General features: G+C 70.6%; 11 protein-coding genes. 5 read left to right on the forward strand and 6 right to left on the reverse strand.

Going from position 1 to position 15,036, the window contains the following annotated elements:
* Nucleotides 1-1,053 (reverse strand): GNAT family N-acetyltransferase (locus tag VK923_04320; protein ID HSJ43892.1); only part of this gene is annotated, 1,053 nt, incomplete at its 3' end.
* Between the two features lie 669 nt (nucleotides 1,054-1,722).
* Here VK923_04320 and ileS point away from each other — a divergent pair.
* The gene (gene ileS / locus VK923_04325; protein ID HSJ43893.1) at nucleotides 1,723-4,839 is read left to right on the forward strand and encodes an isoleucine--tRNA ligase; all 3,117 of its coding nucleotides are present in this window, start codon (nucleotides 1,723-1,725) and stop codon (nucleotides 4,837-4,839) included.
* Nucleotides 4,840-5,769: 930 nt separating this feature from the next.
* Entirely contained in the window at nucleotides 5,770-6,987 is a 1,218-nt protein-coding gene (locus VK923_04330) for an acetyl-CoA C-acetyltransferase (protein HSJ43894.1), read from the forward strand.
* An 84-nt stretch (nucleotides 6,988-7,071) separates the two neighbouring features.
* Here the strand turns inward: VK923_04330 and VK923_04335 are convergent, their stop codons facing one another.
* Entirely contained in the window at nucleotides 7,072-8,769 is a 1,698-nt protein-coding gene (locus tag VK923_04335; GenBank protein ID HSJ43895.1) for an acyl-CoA dehydrogenase family protein, read from the reverse strand.
* A gap of 551 nt (nucleotides 8,770-9,320) precedes the next feature.
* Here VK923_04335 and VK923_04340 point away from each other — a divergent pair.
* The gene (locus VK923_04340; protein HSJ43896.1) at nucleotides 9,321-9,650 is read left to right on the forward strand and encodes a hypothetical protein; all 330 of its coding nucleotides are present in this window, start codon (nucleotides 9,321-9,323) and stop codon (nucleotides 9,648-9,650) included.
* 47 nt (nucleotides 9,651-9,697) lie between these two features.
* Here the strand turns inward: VK923_04340 and VK923_04345 are convergent, their stop codons facing one another.
* Nucleotides 9,698-10,531: a PIG-L family deacetylase gene (locus tag VK923_04345; GenBank protein HSJ43897.1), complete on the reverse strand. Its 834-nt coding sequence runs from the start codon at nucleotides 10,529-10,531 to the stop codon at nucleotides 9,698-9,700.
* Nucleotides 10,532-10,542: 11 nt separating this feature from the next.
* Entirely contained in the window at nucleotides 10,543-10,965 is a 423-nt protein-coding gene (locus tag VK923_04350) for an HAD-IA family hydrolase (protein ID HSJ43898.1), read from the reverse strand.
* 332 nt (nucleotides 10,966-11,297) lie between these two features.
* On the opposite strand from VK923_04350, the gene VK923_04355 reads away from it, so the two are divergent.
* Nucleotides 11,298-11,564 (forward strand): HPr family phosphocarrier protein, encoded by a 267-nt coding sequence (locus VK923_04355; protein HSJ43899.1) that lies wholly within the window; start codon nucleotides 11,298-11,300, stop codon nucleotides 11,562-11,564.
* Between the two features lie 858 nt (nucleotides 11,565-12,422).
* Here the strand turns inward: VK923_04355 and VK923_04360 are convergent.
* Nucleotides 12,423-12,620: a hypothetical protein gene (locus tag VK923_04360; GenBank protein HSJ43900.1), complete on the reverse strand. Its 198-nt coding sequence runs from the start codon at nucleotides 12,618-12,620 to the stop codon at nucleotides 12,423-12,425.
* A gap of 504 nt (nucleotides 12,621-13,124) precedes the next feature.
* Here VK923_04360 and VK923_04365 point away from each other — a divergent pair.
* Nucleotides 13,125-14,111, forward strand: coding sequence for a 2OG-Fe(II) oxygenase (locus VK923_04365; GenBank protein ID HSJ43901.1), 987 nt, complete (start codon nucleotides 13,125-13,127; stop codon nucleotides 14,109-14,111).
* 735 nt (nucleotides 14,112-14,846) lie between these two features.
* Here VK923_04365 and VK923_04370 read toward each other — a convergent pair.
* Nucleotides 14,847-15,036 (reverse strand): hypothetical protein (locus VK923_04370; GenBank protein HSJ43902.1); only part of this gene is annotated, 190 nt, incomplete at its 5' end.

Here is a 15,036-nt window from a genome sequence, read left to right on the forward strand (position 1 = left end):
TCGGTCCTCGGCGCCTTCCTGAAGTGGGGCGCCATCGTCGCGCTCATCGCGATCGTGGCGGCGGTCCTGTTCGGGTTCGAGCTGGGCACGTGGTTCAGCGTGGCGATGATCGCCTACGCGGGTGGGGCCATCCTCTACGACACCAGCAAGGTGCTGCACTCCTACCCGCCGGACCGCGCGGTCGCGGCGTCGATGCAGTTGTTCGCGAGCCTGGCGCTGCTGTTCTGGTACGTGCTGCGCCTGCTCATGCGCCGCTGACCGGGCGCGGCCACCACCGACGTCCGGTGGCGGACCGTGGTAGCGGTAGTGGTGATGCCGCGTGAACCCCGCCCTGCAGTAGAGCGTCAGCGTCGCCTCGTTGTCATCCGTGGTCTGCACGTACACTCGCGTGGCGCCACCGGCACGTGCGTGGCCGAGCGCGGCGACCAACAGGTTCGTCGCGAGTCCTCGGCGCCGGTGGGCCTGCGCGACCTCGACGGCGGTGATGCCCAGCCAGCCGTCGGTGACCGCGATCCTGCAGATCGAGATCGTCTCGCCGCCCTCGGCCACGGACAGGAAACAGGGTGCGCCGGCGCGCAGCACGTCGACCGCGACCTCGGGCAGGCTGCCGCCCAGGTAGTGGTACGCATCGAGCCAGGCGAGGTCCGGGGCATCGCCGAAGGTCACCGGCGGCAGGTCGGGTCGGCTCTGCGTCCGCTCGAGGACGTCGTCGATGGCCGCGGTGAGCACGACCGCGCCCCACCGGTCCACCCAGCCGCGGTCGACCAGGCGGTCTCGCAGGGACGTGCACGCCGGCAGCGGAACCTGCACCAACGGCGGCAGGTCCCGCGTGCGGTACCAGCGGGCCACGCGGCGAAGCACGGCGTCGAGGTCATCGCCTGCGTCGCGCAGTGGCAGCGCAGCGTTCGCACGCCCGGTCCAGCCGCCACCCGCACGTAACAGCCACCCGTCGACGACCTTGGTCTCCAGCCCGGGCCACCCCAGCGCGGCGATCCGCTCGAGCTCGAGCACGTCGTCGGCGCTGGCCGCACCCTCGTGGTGATCGGTCGTCACAGAGGCCTCGTGGGCTGGATGGCCGTGGGTCGGTCGGCTCGAGCCTTCCCGCCGTGGGTGCCGGACGACACGACGCAGGACGCACGTCCGGGGCGTTTCGCATGGTACGTGTGGTGCAGCACAGCTCGGGTGAGCAACACAGCACGGCGTGGTCCGAACAGTTCGGGGGTGTGGGCGAGACGTCGTGCCTGTGCCGACGTCCGGTCCCACCCCCGAAGTACGCGTCCGAAGCTGGTGCAGCGAACTTCACGGTAGCCCCGCCGAGTTCGAGTGGCCCGCGGAGTTCGAGGTGGTGCGCACAGGTCGGTCACAGCGCGACGACTGTCCACCACCCCGAAGTCCGCGTCCGAAGGTGGTGCAGCGAACTTCGAGGTGGTGTCGGCGAGGTCGGGGTGGTGGGATGGTGCGGGTGGGTTGGGTCAACGGTGTCGGGGTGGCTAGGCTGGTGCCACAGGCGTCGACCCGGCCATCACCGGCGAGCCTCCGGAAGAACAGGCGGCGACGCCACAGTAGATCCGGACGGGACCGGCCCGTGACAGCCGGCAACGAAGCGGATCCCGTCACGCGGGATCAAGCGAGGTGGTACCGCGGGCGTCGCGGCGCAGCATCCCCGGCGCATCGTCCTCGCGCACGACCGACAGGGCGACGTGTGCGAGGAGAACGACCCCGATGGTGTACCCCAAGGACGATCCGACGCGTGATGTCTCGGCGGCTGCGAGCTACCCCGAGATCGAACACCGCATCCTGGATCACTGGGCGGCCGACAACACGTTCGAGGCATCCGTACGCCAACGCCCCGCCGGTGAGCACGGCAGCAACGAATACGTCTTCTACGACGGCCCGCCGTTCGCGAACGGCCTCCCCCACTACGGCCACCTGCTGACCGGCTACGTCAAGGACCTGGTGCCGCGCTACAAGACGATGCGCGGCAGCAGGGTCGAGCGCCGCTTCGGTTGGGACTGCCATGGCCTGCCCGCCGAGGTCAAGGCCGAGAAGGACCTGGGCATCAACACCAAGGCCGAGGTCCTCGACCTGGGGATCGCAAGGTTCAACGACATCTGCCGCAGGTCGGTGCTGCAGTACACGCAGGACTGGGAGAGCTACGTCACGCGCCAGGCACGGTGGGTCGACTTCGAGAACGACTACAAGACGCTCGATCTGGACTACATGGAGAGCGTCATGTGGGCCTTCAGGACCCTCTATGACAAGGGGTTGATCTACGAGGGCTTCCGCGTCCTGCCGTACTGCTGGCGGTGCGAGACGCCGCTGAGCAACACCGAGACGCGGATGGACGACGTCTACCGGCCGCGGCAGGACCCAGCGGTGACCGTCGGGGTCACGCTGGACACCGGCGAGCAGGTGCTGGTCTGGACCACGACGCCGTGGACGCTGCCCAGCAACCTCGCGCTGGCGGTCGGTCCCGACATCGACTACGCGGTGGTCGAGCTCGACGGTACCCGCTACATCGTCGGCGAGGCGCGGCTGACCGAGTACGAGCGCGAGCTGGGCGAGGCCGAGACCGTTGGCATGCTCAAGGGCGCCGATCTGGTCGGGCGCACCTACACGCCGCTGTTTGACTTCCTGGCCGACACCCCCAACGCCTTCCGGGTGCTGGCCGGCGACTTCGTCACGACCGACGAGGGCACGGGCATCGTCCACATGGCGCCCGCCTACGGCGAGGACGACCAGACCGCGTGCGCCGAGGCGGGCATCCCCGTGCGGGTCACCGTCGACGACCACACCCGGTTCACGTCGGTCGTGCCCGATTACGAGGGGCTGCAGGTCTTCGAGGCCAACCCCGAGATCATCCGCGACCTCCGCGACGCCGGCGTGCTGCTGCGCCACGACACCTACGAGCATCCGTATCCACACTGCTGGCGGTGCGACACCCCGCTGGTCTACAAGGCGGTGTCGAGCTGGTTCGTCGAGGTCACGCGGTTCCGTGACCGCATGGTCGAGCTCAACCAGCAGATCACCTGGGTGCCCGAGCACGTGCGGGACGGATCGATGGGCAAATGGCTGGAGAACGCGCGGGACTGGTCGATCAGCCGCAGCCGCTTCTGGGGCTCGCCGATCCCGGTGTGGCGCTCGGACGACCCGGACCACCCACGCACCGACGTGTACGGCTCACTGGACGAGATCGAGCGCGACTTCGGCGTGCGTCCCGACGATCTACACCGGCCAATGGTCGACGACCTGGTGCGCCCCAACCCCGACGACCCGACCGGCCGGTCGATGATGCGGCGCGTGCCGGAGGTGCTCGACTGCTGGTTCGAGTCAGGCTCGATGCCGTTCGCGCAGGTGCATTACCCGTTCGAGAACGCCGACTGGTTTGAGCATCATTTCCCCGGCGACTTCATCGTCGAGTACATCGCCCAGACGCGCGGCTGGTTCTACACGCTGCACGTGCTGGCCACGGCGCTGTTCGACCGTCCCTCGTTCCTCACGTGCGTCAGCCACGGGATCGTGCTGGGCAGTGACGGGCGCAAGATGAGCAAGTCGCTGGGCAACTACCCGGACGTCTACGAGATGTTCGACAGCTACGGCGCCGACGCGATGCGCTGGTTCCTGATGGCGTCGCCGATCCTGCGGGGCGGCGACCTGATCGTCACCGAGCAGGGCATCCGCGACAGCGTGCGGCAGGTGCTCAACCCGCTGTGGAGCGCCAACTACTTCTTCACGCTGTACGCCAACGCCGATGGCTACGACGCCACGTGGCGGACCGACTCGTCCCATGTGCTCGACCGCTACGCGCTGGCCAAGCTGCGTGAGCTCGTCGTCGACGTCACCGTCGCGATGGACGCCTACGACATCTCGGGTGCGTGCGCGCTGGTGCGCGGGTTCTTCGACGCGCTCACCAACTGGTACATCCGCCGCGCGCGCGACCGGTTCTGGTCCGGCGACCGCGACGCCTTCGACACGCTGTACACGGTACTGGACGTCACATGCCGGTTGGCCGCGCCGCTGCTGCCGATGATCACCGAGGAGATCTGGCGTGGGCTGACCGGCGGCCGTTCGGTGCACCTGACCGACTGGCCCGAGCCCGACCCGCTGCCCGCGGACGACCAACTCGTCGCAGCCATGGACCGGGTCCGCGACGTGTGCTCGGTCGCGTTGTCGCTGCGGGAGGCCAAGCGACTGCGCGTGCGCCTGCCGTTGGCGTCGCTGACGGTGGCCACGCCCGATGCCAAGGGGCTCGAGGCGTTCCGCGACCTGATCGCCGACGAGGTCAACGTCAAGGAAGTCAGGCTGCAACCCGATATCGACGCGGCCTGCTCGACCGTCCTGACGGTCAACCCGCGGGCGCTCGGGCCACGGCTGGGCGCGGACGTCCAGCGGGTCATCCGCGCGAGCAAGGCTGGGGACTGGTCGGTCGACGGCGACACGGTGACCGTCGGTGGCGTCGAGCTGACGGCCGACGAGTACGACCTCCGGCTGGTACCCGCCGACCCTGACCGCTCGGCGGCACTGCCCGGAGATGTCGGCGTGGTCGTGCTCGACACGGATGTGACGGCGGCGTTCGAGGCCGAGGGCCGCGCCCGCGACGTCGTGCGCGTGGTCCAGCAGGCGCGGCGCGACGCCGGCCTGGACGTCTCTGACCGCATCGTGCTCGGCGTCGACGGTGACGCAGCGGTGCTCGAGGCGGTCCGGACCCACGAGGCGTTCGTCGCGGGCGAGGTGCTCGCCGATGCAGTGGCCTACGGGCCGGTCGGACGCGACGGCCACGTCGTCGACAGCACCGTCGCCGACGGCGAGGCGGTCCGGGTGTCAGTCGCCCGCGCCTGAGCTCCGGCGCGTGTCCAGCCGGCGTTCACAAGCGACCGGACGATCGGTGGTCTGGGCGGGGGTCGGTCACGGGGCATGCCGGGGAAGCCCGCGGTTGCCGTGACACAGCGGGTTTCCGACCCGACGTCGGGACCGCACCGGACACGCACGACCGCCGGCATCCCGACGACGGCGACCGCTGAGCCGGTTATGACCCAGCCGCGGGCCGAATCGACGTCGTCCCGGCCGCGGCCGCATCGGCACGTTCGAGCACGCGTGTGGCGGGGCCCGCGGGCGACCGCCGGCGCACAGGAAGGCGGCGGGCGCGGCCGCAGCGTCACTGGTGCGCGACGCTCGCGCCGCGTCCGGCCCTGCGTGTGCTAGCGCACCACGAGGGTGCGGTGGTTCAGGTGCTCAGCCGCACTCGGGACACGACAGCTCGCGGAGCAGCGTGGGGACGTACACCCCACCGCGGCCACCGCACCGGGCGCAGTCGACGCCTGTGTCCGCCATGCTCGCGCCCGCGGGCAGCCCGTCAGAGACGAGGCTGACGGACGGTTGTTCGAGTGGCGGGAGCCCGAGCGGGCGTGCGGGATGTGGTTCGGCGACCGATGAAGCAGAGCCAGCGGGCATCCAAGCCTCCTGACGCAGCAGCGTCACATACTGGCGTCGCGTCGCCCCGCCGCCTCGGCCAGGACGGACGCGGCGCAACGGATCCCCTGGAGCGTAACCGATGCGACGGCCGCGCGACACTGGAAATTCGCTCGACCGACCAGCCCGATGGACCACGGCGAGACGGCAGTCCGACGCCCGCCCGACCGCCGCCAACCGCTACGCCCCCCGGAAGACGATGACGTGCCAGCGTGCCCGCTCGCACACCGGGCACATCCCGCGACCCGCCCACCTACACTTGCCGCCCGAGCCGCCGTCCGGAGCACTCGAGGTGGGGACATGTCCGAGGCCGTCATCGTCACAACCGCCCGCTCACCGATCGGCCGCGCCGGCAAGGGATCGCTCACGCAGCTGCGGGCCGACGACCTGACCGCGACGATCGTGCGCGCCGCGCTGGACGAGGTCCCCGGGCTGGAACCCACCGAGGTCGACGACCTGCTGCTGGGATGCGGCCTGCCCGGCGGTGAGCAGGGCTACAACATGGCCCGGGTCGTGGCGGTCCTGCTCGGCATGGACCACCTGCCCGGCGCCACGATCACGCGCTACTGCTCGTCGAGCCTGCAGACGACCCGCATGGCGTTCCACGCGATCGAGGCCGGCGAGGGCGACGTGTTCATCTCCGCCGGCGTCGAGATGGTCAGCCGGATGGACAAGGGCGCGAGCGACGGCCTGCCTGACACGAAGAACCCGGTGTTCGCCGACGCCGAGGCCCGCTCGGAGAAGCGCGCCGAGGGCGCCGACGGCTGGCACGACCCCCGTGAGGACGGCGAGCTGCCCGATGTCTACATCGCGATGGGCCAGACCGCCGAGAACGTCGCGGCACTGCGGGGGATCAGCCGCGAGGAGCAGGACGAGTTCGCCTGCCGGTCGCAGAACCTCGCGGAGGCCGCGCTCGACAACGGGTTCTGGGCACGTGAGATCACGCCGATCACGACGCCCGACGGCACTCGGATCACCGCCGACGACGGGATCCGGCGCGGCACGACCATCGACAAGCTCGCCCGCCTCGACCCCGTGTTCCGCTCCGACGGGACCGTGACCGCGGGCAACGCGTGCCCGCTCAACGACGGTGCCGCTGCGGTCGTCGTGATGCGTGAGGCGACGGCGCGCCGACTGGGCATCGAGCCCCTGGCGCGTGTGATCGCGACGGGCGTGACGGGGCTGTCCCCCGAGATGATGGGCCTCGGCCCGGTCGAGGCGTCCCGCCAGGCCCTCGCCCGTGCCGGCATGTCGATCGACGACGTCGACCTGGTCGAGATCAACGAGGCCTTCGCGGCCCAGGTGATCCCCTCCTACACCGACCTCGGGGTCGACATCGACCGGCTCAACGTCAACGGCGGCGCAATCGCGGTGGGCCACCCCTTCGGAATGACCGGCGCGCGCATCACGACGACGCTGCTCAACAGCCTGGCGTTCCACGACGCGACCATCGGGCTGGAGACGATGTGCGTCGGTGGTGGGCAGGGCATGGCGATCATCTACGAGCGGCTCTCCTAGGGTCCTGTCTCGGACCGGTCGTGCACCGAGGGTGAAGCTGCGGCCGAACGCCGGCGGGGACGGCAGACAGACCTGGGCCTGCGCTCAGCCGAGGGGCGGCATGGCGCGGGCGATGATCGCGTCGGTGTCCAGCCCGGTGGGCAGTGTCCCGAACACGGCGTGCCCGCCGTCGAGCCGTGTGGCGCACCACGCGTCGGCGACCGGCGCCGGCGCGTGCCGGACCAGCAGCGCGCCCTGGACCAGCGCGGCGAGCAACCCGGTGATGCGTCGCGCGCGGTACTGCGCGCCGTCCGTGTCCGCCAGCTCGCGGCGCAGCGCGGCCACGGCGGCGTCGAAGCGCGCGTCGCCGCCGGCCGCGGCGTCGACCTCGTCCAGCACAACCTCCGCCGCCTCGGAGTCGCGCACGATCGCACGCAGCACGTCGAGGGCCTGGATGTTGCCGGCTCCCTCCCAGATCGAGTAGAGCGGTGCCTCGCGGTACAGCCGCGGCATGCCCGACTCCTCGACGTAGCCGTTGCCACCCAGGCACTCGAGCGCCTCGGCCACGGCCGCGACCGAGCGCTTGGTCGTCCAGTACTTGGCGACAGGCACCGCCAGGCGTGCGAACTGCCGCTCGCGCTCGTCGCCGGCGTCGGCGCGCCCGAAGGCGGCGGCCAGGCGCAGCGCCACCGCGGTCATGGCCTCCGACTCGACGGCCAGGTCGGCGAGCACGTTGACCATCGCGGGCTGGTCGACCAGATGGCGGCCGAAGGCCCGGCGGTGGGCCGCGTGATGGCTGGCCTGCGCGACGGCGTGCCGGGTGGTCAGGGCCGCGCCGATCACGCAGTCCACACGTGTCGCGACCACCATCTCGATGATCGTCGCGACCCCGCGGCCCTCGTCGCCGACCTGCCAGGCGACTGCGTCGCGGAGCTCGATCTCGCTCGAGGCGTTCGCACGGTTGCCGAGCTTGTCCTTCAGGCGCTGCAGGTGGAACCCGTTGCGGGTGCCGTCGGGCAGCACGCGCGGCAGCAGGAAGCATGTCAGGCCGGCGGGCGCCTGGGCGAGCACGAGGAACACGTCGCTCATCGGCGCGGAGCAGAACCACTTGTGTCCGGTCAGGACCCAGGTCCCGTCCCCCGCACGGTCGGCACGGGTGGTGTTGGCACGTACATCACTGCCGCCCTGCTTCTCGGTCATGGCCATGCCGGCGGTGAGGCCCGGCTTTGTGTCGGGCGCGGCGAGCGTCGGGTCGTACCGCCGCGACACGAGGCCCGGCTCCCACCGCATTGCCAGGTCCGGTTCGCGGCGCAACGCTGGCACGACGGCATGGGTCATCGAGATCGGGCATCCATGTCCGAGCTCGGTGTGGCACCACACGTAGAACCCGGCGGCCCTGGCGACGTGGGTCGAGCCCGGCGGCACGTCACCTGCGACGAGATCGCCTGCCCAGGGGCCCCCGGCGAGCCCGGCTTCGATCGCGGCAGCCATCAGCTGGTGGTACGCGGGGTGGTAGTCGACCTCGTCGATCCGGTGGCCGAAGCGGTCGTGCGTGCGGAGATGCGGCGGGTTGGCATCGGCCTCCGCCGCCCACTGCTGTGCCCGCGCACCGCCGGCGAGCCTGCCGATCGCGTGCAGAGCGTCGACGTACCAGCCAGCCCCTTCCCGCACGACGGCGTCGAGCAGTGGTGGGTGGCCGGCGACGTCCCAGTCGAGCAGCGGCAGCGGCTGGTTGCTGACCTCGTGGGTGACCCACGACGCCGCGGCGCGTGGGCCGTGGTGTGGCTGGGTGTCAGCGGTCATGCTGGTAGTGTGACGACCTTCCAGGCCGGCGTCACGTGCTACGGGAGGCAGGCATCCGGCGAGGCGGCCGATCTCGGGACGCCGCCCGCGGATCGGTGCTCAGCCCCGGCAGACCACCTCGCCGTCCAGGATCGAGCCAGCCGCGGTCGCTGGCACCCCAACGCCGCCACGCGGCAACGCGGTCCTCCGAGCTCGTCGGCGCCGGTCAGCCCACGCTCGAGCGCCTGCGCGGCGAACCTTGACGACCGGATCCTGTCGGCCCACAGGTCGCTCCACCAGGCACGGTCCTCGTCCGTGGCGTGGCACCACACCGAGGCCGAGGGCGTGATCTCGGCGAAGCCAGCGTCCAGCGCCCAGCCGAGCAGCCGGCGCCCGGCGTCCGGGCTCCGCCTCGTTGCCCCTGGCCACGGCCACGTAGCGCTCCAGCCACCGGTCCAGTCCCGGGTCCTCGGGGTACCACGCGAACCCGGCGTAGTCGGCGTCGCGGGCGGCGACGACCGTCGTCGCGCACGACCGCCACAGCTCGCCAGCACCGCGACCGGACCGGAGACGTGCTGGAGCACCTGGTGGGCGTGGACCACGTCCAAGGACCCGTCCGCCACGTCCAGGTCGTGGGCGTCGCCGACGCGGAGCTCGACCGTGGTCACGCCGGCCTCCGCGGCGTGACGTCGTGCCTCGTCGAGGACGTCGTCGACGTGGTCGATCCCGACGGCCGGCCCGGGCACCACGTGGCGAGCGAGGTCGACCGTCGGCGTCCCGGGGCCGCATCCCACGTCGAGCAGTGCCAGACCCGGCCGCAGGTGGGTGCCGCAGGTAGGCGGCCGAGTTGGCGACCGTGCGCCAGCGAGCGCAGGACGCTGTCGTGGTGGCCGTGGGTTTAGGTGTCGCGCGGTGCCGTCATGCGCCGCCCCCGGCCCAACCCGGTCCCTCAGTCGAACAGGCTGCGCTCGCGCAACCCGGGCCACGGTGCCGGCTCCTCCCGGATGAACAGCTCGTACGGCGCGATGCGCGCCATCAGTTGGGGTGGCACCCGGCTCATGGGACCAGTGCCACCGCGCTGGCTGACGTGGCACGCCGCGGCGGCGACCTTGGCCGGCCAGCCCCGCCTGACGTCGATGCGAGTCGTGATCCGCGCCGGATCCATGCCGACGCGGGTGAGGTCGACGTCGGCGTTGACCCCGACCCGTGTGGGATCGCGGCCGACGAGGCGCATCGCCCGGGTCAGCACCTTGATCCAACGGTTCGACCGGGTCTCGCTGTAGAGCCGGGCGGACCGGAACGGCACACCGCGGTCGGGGAAGCGCGCGGGATCCCCAGCAGCCTCGAAGGCCGCCCGCACCACCACGTGGCAGCGGATGTGATCGGGGTGGTGGTACCCGCCCTGCTCGTCGTGGGTCACCACGACGTCCGGCCGGATCTCGCGGAGCAGGCCGACCAGCACCCCCGTCGGGTCCTGCGGGTCGACGTTGATGAACGCCTGCGGATCGTCGTTGCGCGGGTCACCGGTGTACCCGGAGTCGCGGTACGACAGGTGGTGCAACGTCGCGCCGAGCTGCTTGGCGGCGGCGCGCAGCTCCTCGCGGCGGACCTCGGCGAGCGCATCGCCGTCGGGGAAGCCCGCCGCCGGTGCACCTGCCGCTCCGTCGGTCATCGTGACGATGTGCACGTCGACGCCCGCGGCGCTGTGCACGGCGAGCGTGCCGGCCGGGCCGAAGGACTCGTCGTCGGGATGCGCGAAGACACCCAGCAGTCGTCTGCTCATGTGGTGGCAGCCTACTCAGACAGTTCTGCGTCGTCGTCCGTGCCGATCGCGCCGGCGGACCCGCGGCCGTCGCGCAGTCGGTCGACCACGCCGCCGAGATCTCCCATGCGCTCGACGACCGTAGCGGCGCCCGCGGCGACGAGCATGTCACCGTGCCCGTCGAGGCAGTGTCCGGCCCCCGCGAAGCCGACCACCCGCATGCCGGCGGCCACGCCGGCGCGCACGCCGTTCGGACTGTCCTCGACCACCACGCACGCCGACGGGTCGACGTCCATGGAGGCGGCGGCGTGCAGGAACAGGTCGGGCGCCGGCTTGCCCCGGTCGACCAGGTCCGCCGAGTACACGCGGGGCCCGCGGCGGCGAGCTCCGTGCGCCACCGCTCGGGCGTGAGGCCATGAACCGCCGCACGTAGTGCGCGCGGTCGTAGTGCACACCGACGTCGGCGAGATGCGACCGCTCGGTCGCGATGTAGACGGACCCGCTGTCGACCAGCACGCCGTCGGAGTCGAAGATGATCATCCTGGTCGTCTCGCTGACGCTCGACTCCCCAACCGGCTCGAGGGCCGTCTCCCAAGAGACCCCACCCTAGGCCAGCAGCTCCGCAGCTCGCGGCACTCCCAATGGCCCAGGGACCGCCTGACGGCCATATCCGATGACACAGAACTTGCAGGCCGGACCTTGGCAATGGCGCTGCGTTGTCTAGGTTGAATGCACGGCGCCGCCCGCGGAGGGGTGACGCGGACGGTACGGCACGACGAGGTGTCCCATGCCGAGCAGAACAGTGCGCGTGGTGAACGACAGCGGCCTGCACGCCCGCGCCGGTCGGGTGTTCGTGAAGTCGGCGCGCGACCAGAAGTGCGCTGTGACGGTGCGCAAGGGCGAACGTGTCGTCGATGGGCGTTCGACGATCTCGGTCATGACGATCGACTGCGGACCCGACGACCAGATCGAGATCAGCGCCGACGGCGAAGATGCCGAGCACGCGCTCGCCGCGCTGGTGATGCTCGTCGAGAGCGGGCTCGGCGAGCTTTGACACCCCGGGACTCAGCCCGGTTGGCGCAGGATCGCCGCAGCGCGGTCCTGACGACGCCTCGGCGGCTGGGTGGGCCGAAGAACGGGCTCGTCGCGGTCCCCTGCGCCCGTCCGGACGGTGTCGTCGTCCCCGACGGCGTCTTCGATCGTGTAGGTAAATGTCGGGCACTGCGGCGTGCAGCACCCGGAAGGCTTCCTCGAGGCGGGCCCACGGCCGTCACCCGATCAGTTGCTCGACGACGTCGGGCGCCCAGAGGCGGTCGGGGCTGCGTCGTCGCCCGCCGCGTTCAGCGTGGCAGCCGCGTTGGCCGTGAGGTCCGGCACCATGGCAATCGCATTCGACGGTGACCGTCCAGGATCACGGGCACCATGGCACTGCGGTGGATGGGAACCCTTGGCGGTCCGTCGTCGTGGAACATCGTATGAGCTTGTATCGTCATCCCCGGTCTCGTTGGCGCGAGTGGTCATGGTCCTCGTCGCTCCTGGCGATGGCCGCGTGTCGAAACGGCGGGACCTCGAGCGCCGAAGCCGGCTCCGACCGCCACGACAGCGCGTCGGCCTCCGAGAACCCCGACCGCGTGAGCGCCGCCTCTGACGCTGTACGTCAGTAACCAGAGCGTCGAGTTCACCACCAAGGCCGGCAGACCGCGCTGGGCTGTGGTCGACTGCTGGTCGTACCCGGAAGACGGCGCACGGACTTCACCTTCGACATCAGTGACGAGCCGATCGGTTTCGCCTGACCAGGTCTCTCGGCGGACCTCGCGCCGCACCATCCGGACTCCACCTCGTCGAAGATCATCAGCCCGCGAATCCGCCCGCGTGTCGACGCTCTCCAAAGCCTCACCCTGGTGGTGCGACGTCACGACGTCCGGTGGTCGACGGCCTCGACTTCCTCGAACACGCCGACGCTGGGCTCACCGACGACGCCAGCGTCCCCGACTGCCGCGTACAGCTCCGGGTCGTCGCGCCCCGCCGCGGCCTGCTCGGCGGACGTGAACGCCGAGATGATTGTGATCGTGTTCGGGTCGTCGATCTTGCGGCAGATGGAGTGGGACATAGCTCCACCATGCGACGGCGGGTGCGCGTCGAAGACGTCTTGAAGCGGTCGTAGGCCTCGACCTCCTGGGTCACGATGAGCAGGAACATGCGCAATCACCTCGCGCATGACAGCTGGACGGATCTGTGACGTGGCTGGTCCCCGCGGCGCGGCACGGTGGCCGGAGGACCGCGCAGCCCCACCCAGCGGCCGCCGCTCGTCTCTCTCGCTGGCTGGCATGGTCGCAGTGTCGACGCCAGGCGCCAATACACCAACCGCAGGACTGCCGGGATGCCGCGCGGCATTGACTCGGCTTGAGTGACGGTACGTCGTACTGTGGAGCAGGCGGATGGAGGCCGATAATGCGGTCGATGAGCTGGTGGGCACGGCAGCGCTGTGACTCGTCGGCAGGTGCCGATCCGAGCCAGTGATCAGAGCGGTATGGGACGTCCGCGTGGCCGGCATCGAGATCGTGGCGCAACTGTGAATCCGGCGACCGGGGAACCGATGGCGACGCGACGACCGATGGTGACCAGGGGCGAGCGTGGACCGGACTTCGTCGCGCGTCGGGGAGACGGCCAGCCGACTCGCTTCTACGGGTACGCCGGTGGTTCGCCGGTCGTGGTTGTGTTCTCCGGCGCCGACGGCGGACCGGCAGCCCGCGCCGTGCGCGACCACATCGTCGGGGCGCTTGATCGCGATGTGCGCGTGTATGTCATCGCCACCGGCCCAGAGATCACCGACAACACGACGTTTCACGACCCTGATGGGATGGTGCACGCGGCCTACGGCCTCGACGCGGACGACGATCCCGCCGTCGTCGTGCTCGATGCCAACGTGCGCGTCGCAGCGGCCCACGTGCACCGCGATCCCGAGACGACAGTGTCGCGGGTCGCCTCGGTGGTCGCGGAGGTCACCATCGCCGGCGAGGGGTCGACGATCCGACGCCATGCGCCGGTGCTGTTGATACCTCACGCGCTCGACCTTGCACTGTGCACACGACTGATCGAACTGTGGGCGTCCTCGGACACCGCGGAGACAGGTGTGGAAGCCACCGCAGGAGGCGCGCGCGGCGAGGCAACCGATCGGTCGCGAAAGCGGCGTCGCGACCACACGGTCACCGATCCCGGATTGCTGCGGACGCTGTCATCGCACGTCGGGCGACGCGTCATGCCTGAGCTCCGCAAGGCGTTCGCCTACGAAGCGAAACGGTTCGAGGGCTTCAAGATCGGGTGCTACCTCGCCGAGGACCGGGGCTTCTTCACTGCACACCGCGACAACATCAGCCCGACCACGGCGCACCGCAAGTTCGCATTGACCTTGAACCTCAACGACGACTATGAGGGCGGCGAACTGCGGTTCCCCGAGTACGGGCCTGACCGCTACCGACCGGCTGCCGGCGAGGCGCTGGTGTTCTCGGGCGCCCATCTGCACGAGGTGTTGCCGGTCAGCCGGGGGCGGCGCTTCGTGCTGCTGTCGTTTCTGTTCGGAGACCTACCGGCAGCAGCGTGAGCCAGCGGACCCCGCGTGCTGGCAACCACGTGGAACTTCGCGCCGCCGTTCGTCTTGAACCTGCTGACCGACAGGGTCTCCAACCTCGAGGTGCGGGGAGCTGCCCGATTCTTGGACGAGTGTGACGTCGCTGCGCATGATCGGATGGCGGCGCGAGGTGTCGCGGACAGGACCCTTGCGCTAGGGGTGGTATCTGTCCGCGATCACATCGGCAGTGGTCGTCGCGTGGACAGAAGTCACCCGTGGCAGGCGGGAAGTGTCCACGATGCCCGGCCACTCGGCGTCCCCGGCACTCTGGCGGCTGGCCGGCACCCCGGATCGTTCCTTCGCCCCTTCTCCGGATGCCGTTGGCCTCTGGCCCGCCCGCCAGGATCGGCAGCAGGCTGTGCCCGTTGGGGTGGTGGCGTATGGGCGCTCGGAGCTTGAGATGCCAGTCATCGAACGGACGATCCGGATCGGGGGTTCCGCCCGAAGATGTCGGTCCAGGTCCCCGACGCGTAGCCATCGCTGAAGCACCAGGCTGGCAGGCCGCGACCACGCCCTGACGTAGGAAAGCCTGCCATGACGTTCCCGAGTGCGTCGGTGTCCGGTGTGCGGCCTCCGGCTGTCGGATCTGCTTTCTCCGCGACCACAACGCGGCACCGGACGGCTGACATCAGGGCTGTCCGACGGATCGCGAGTCAGTCCGGCACACCGGCGGGCGTCATTCGATCCATGACCTCACACCGCCACAGGTCAAGCGGCACCTCGACCTGTCGCCATCGTCGTTGCCGCGGTCGTGGTCGCCGCGACGGCACGGATAGGCGCGCGCCCCGCCGGCTCGGTCGTCGTCGATGCCGCACCTTCGGCGACGCCGACGGCCGACGGCGCGGTCACCTGGTCGCCGCTGGAGCGGTCAACCGGCACCACGCTGTCGCTTGCCTTC

Source organism: Euzebyales bacterium (assembly GCA_035461305.1).
Lineage (GTDB): Bacteria > Actinomycetota > Nitriliruptoria > Euzebyales > JAHELV01 > JAHELV01.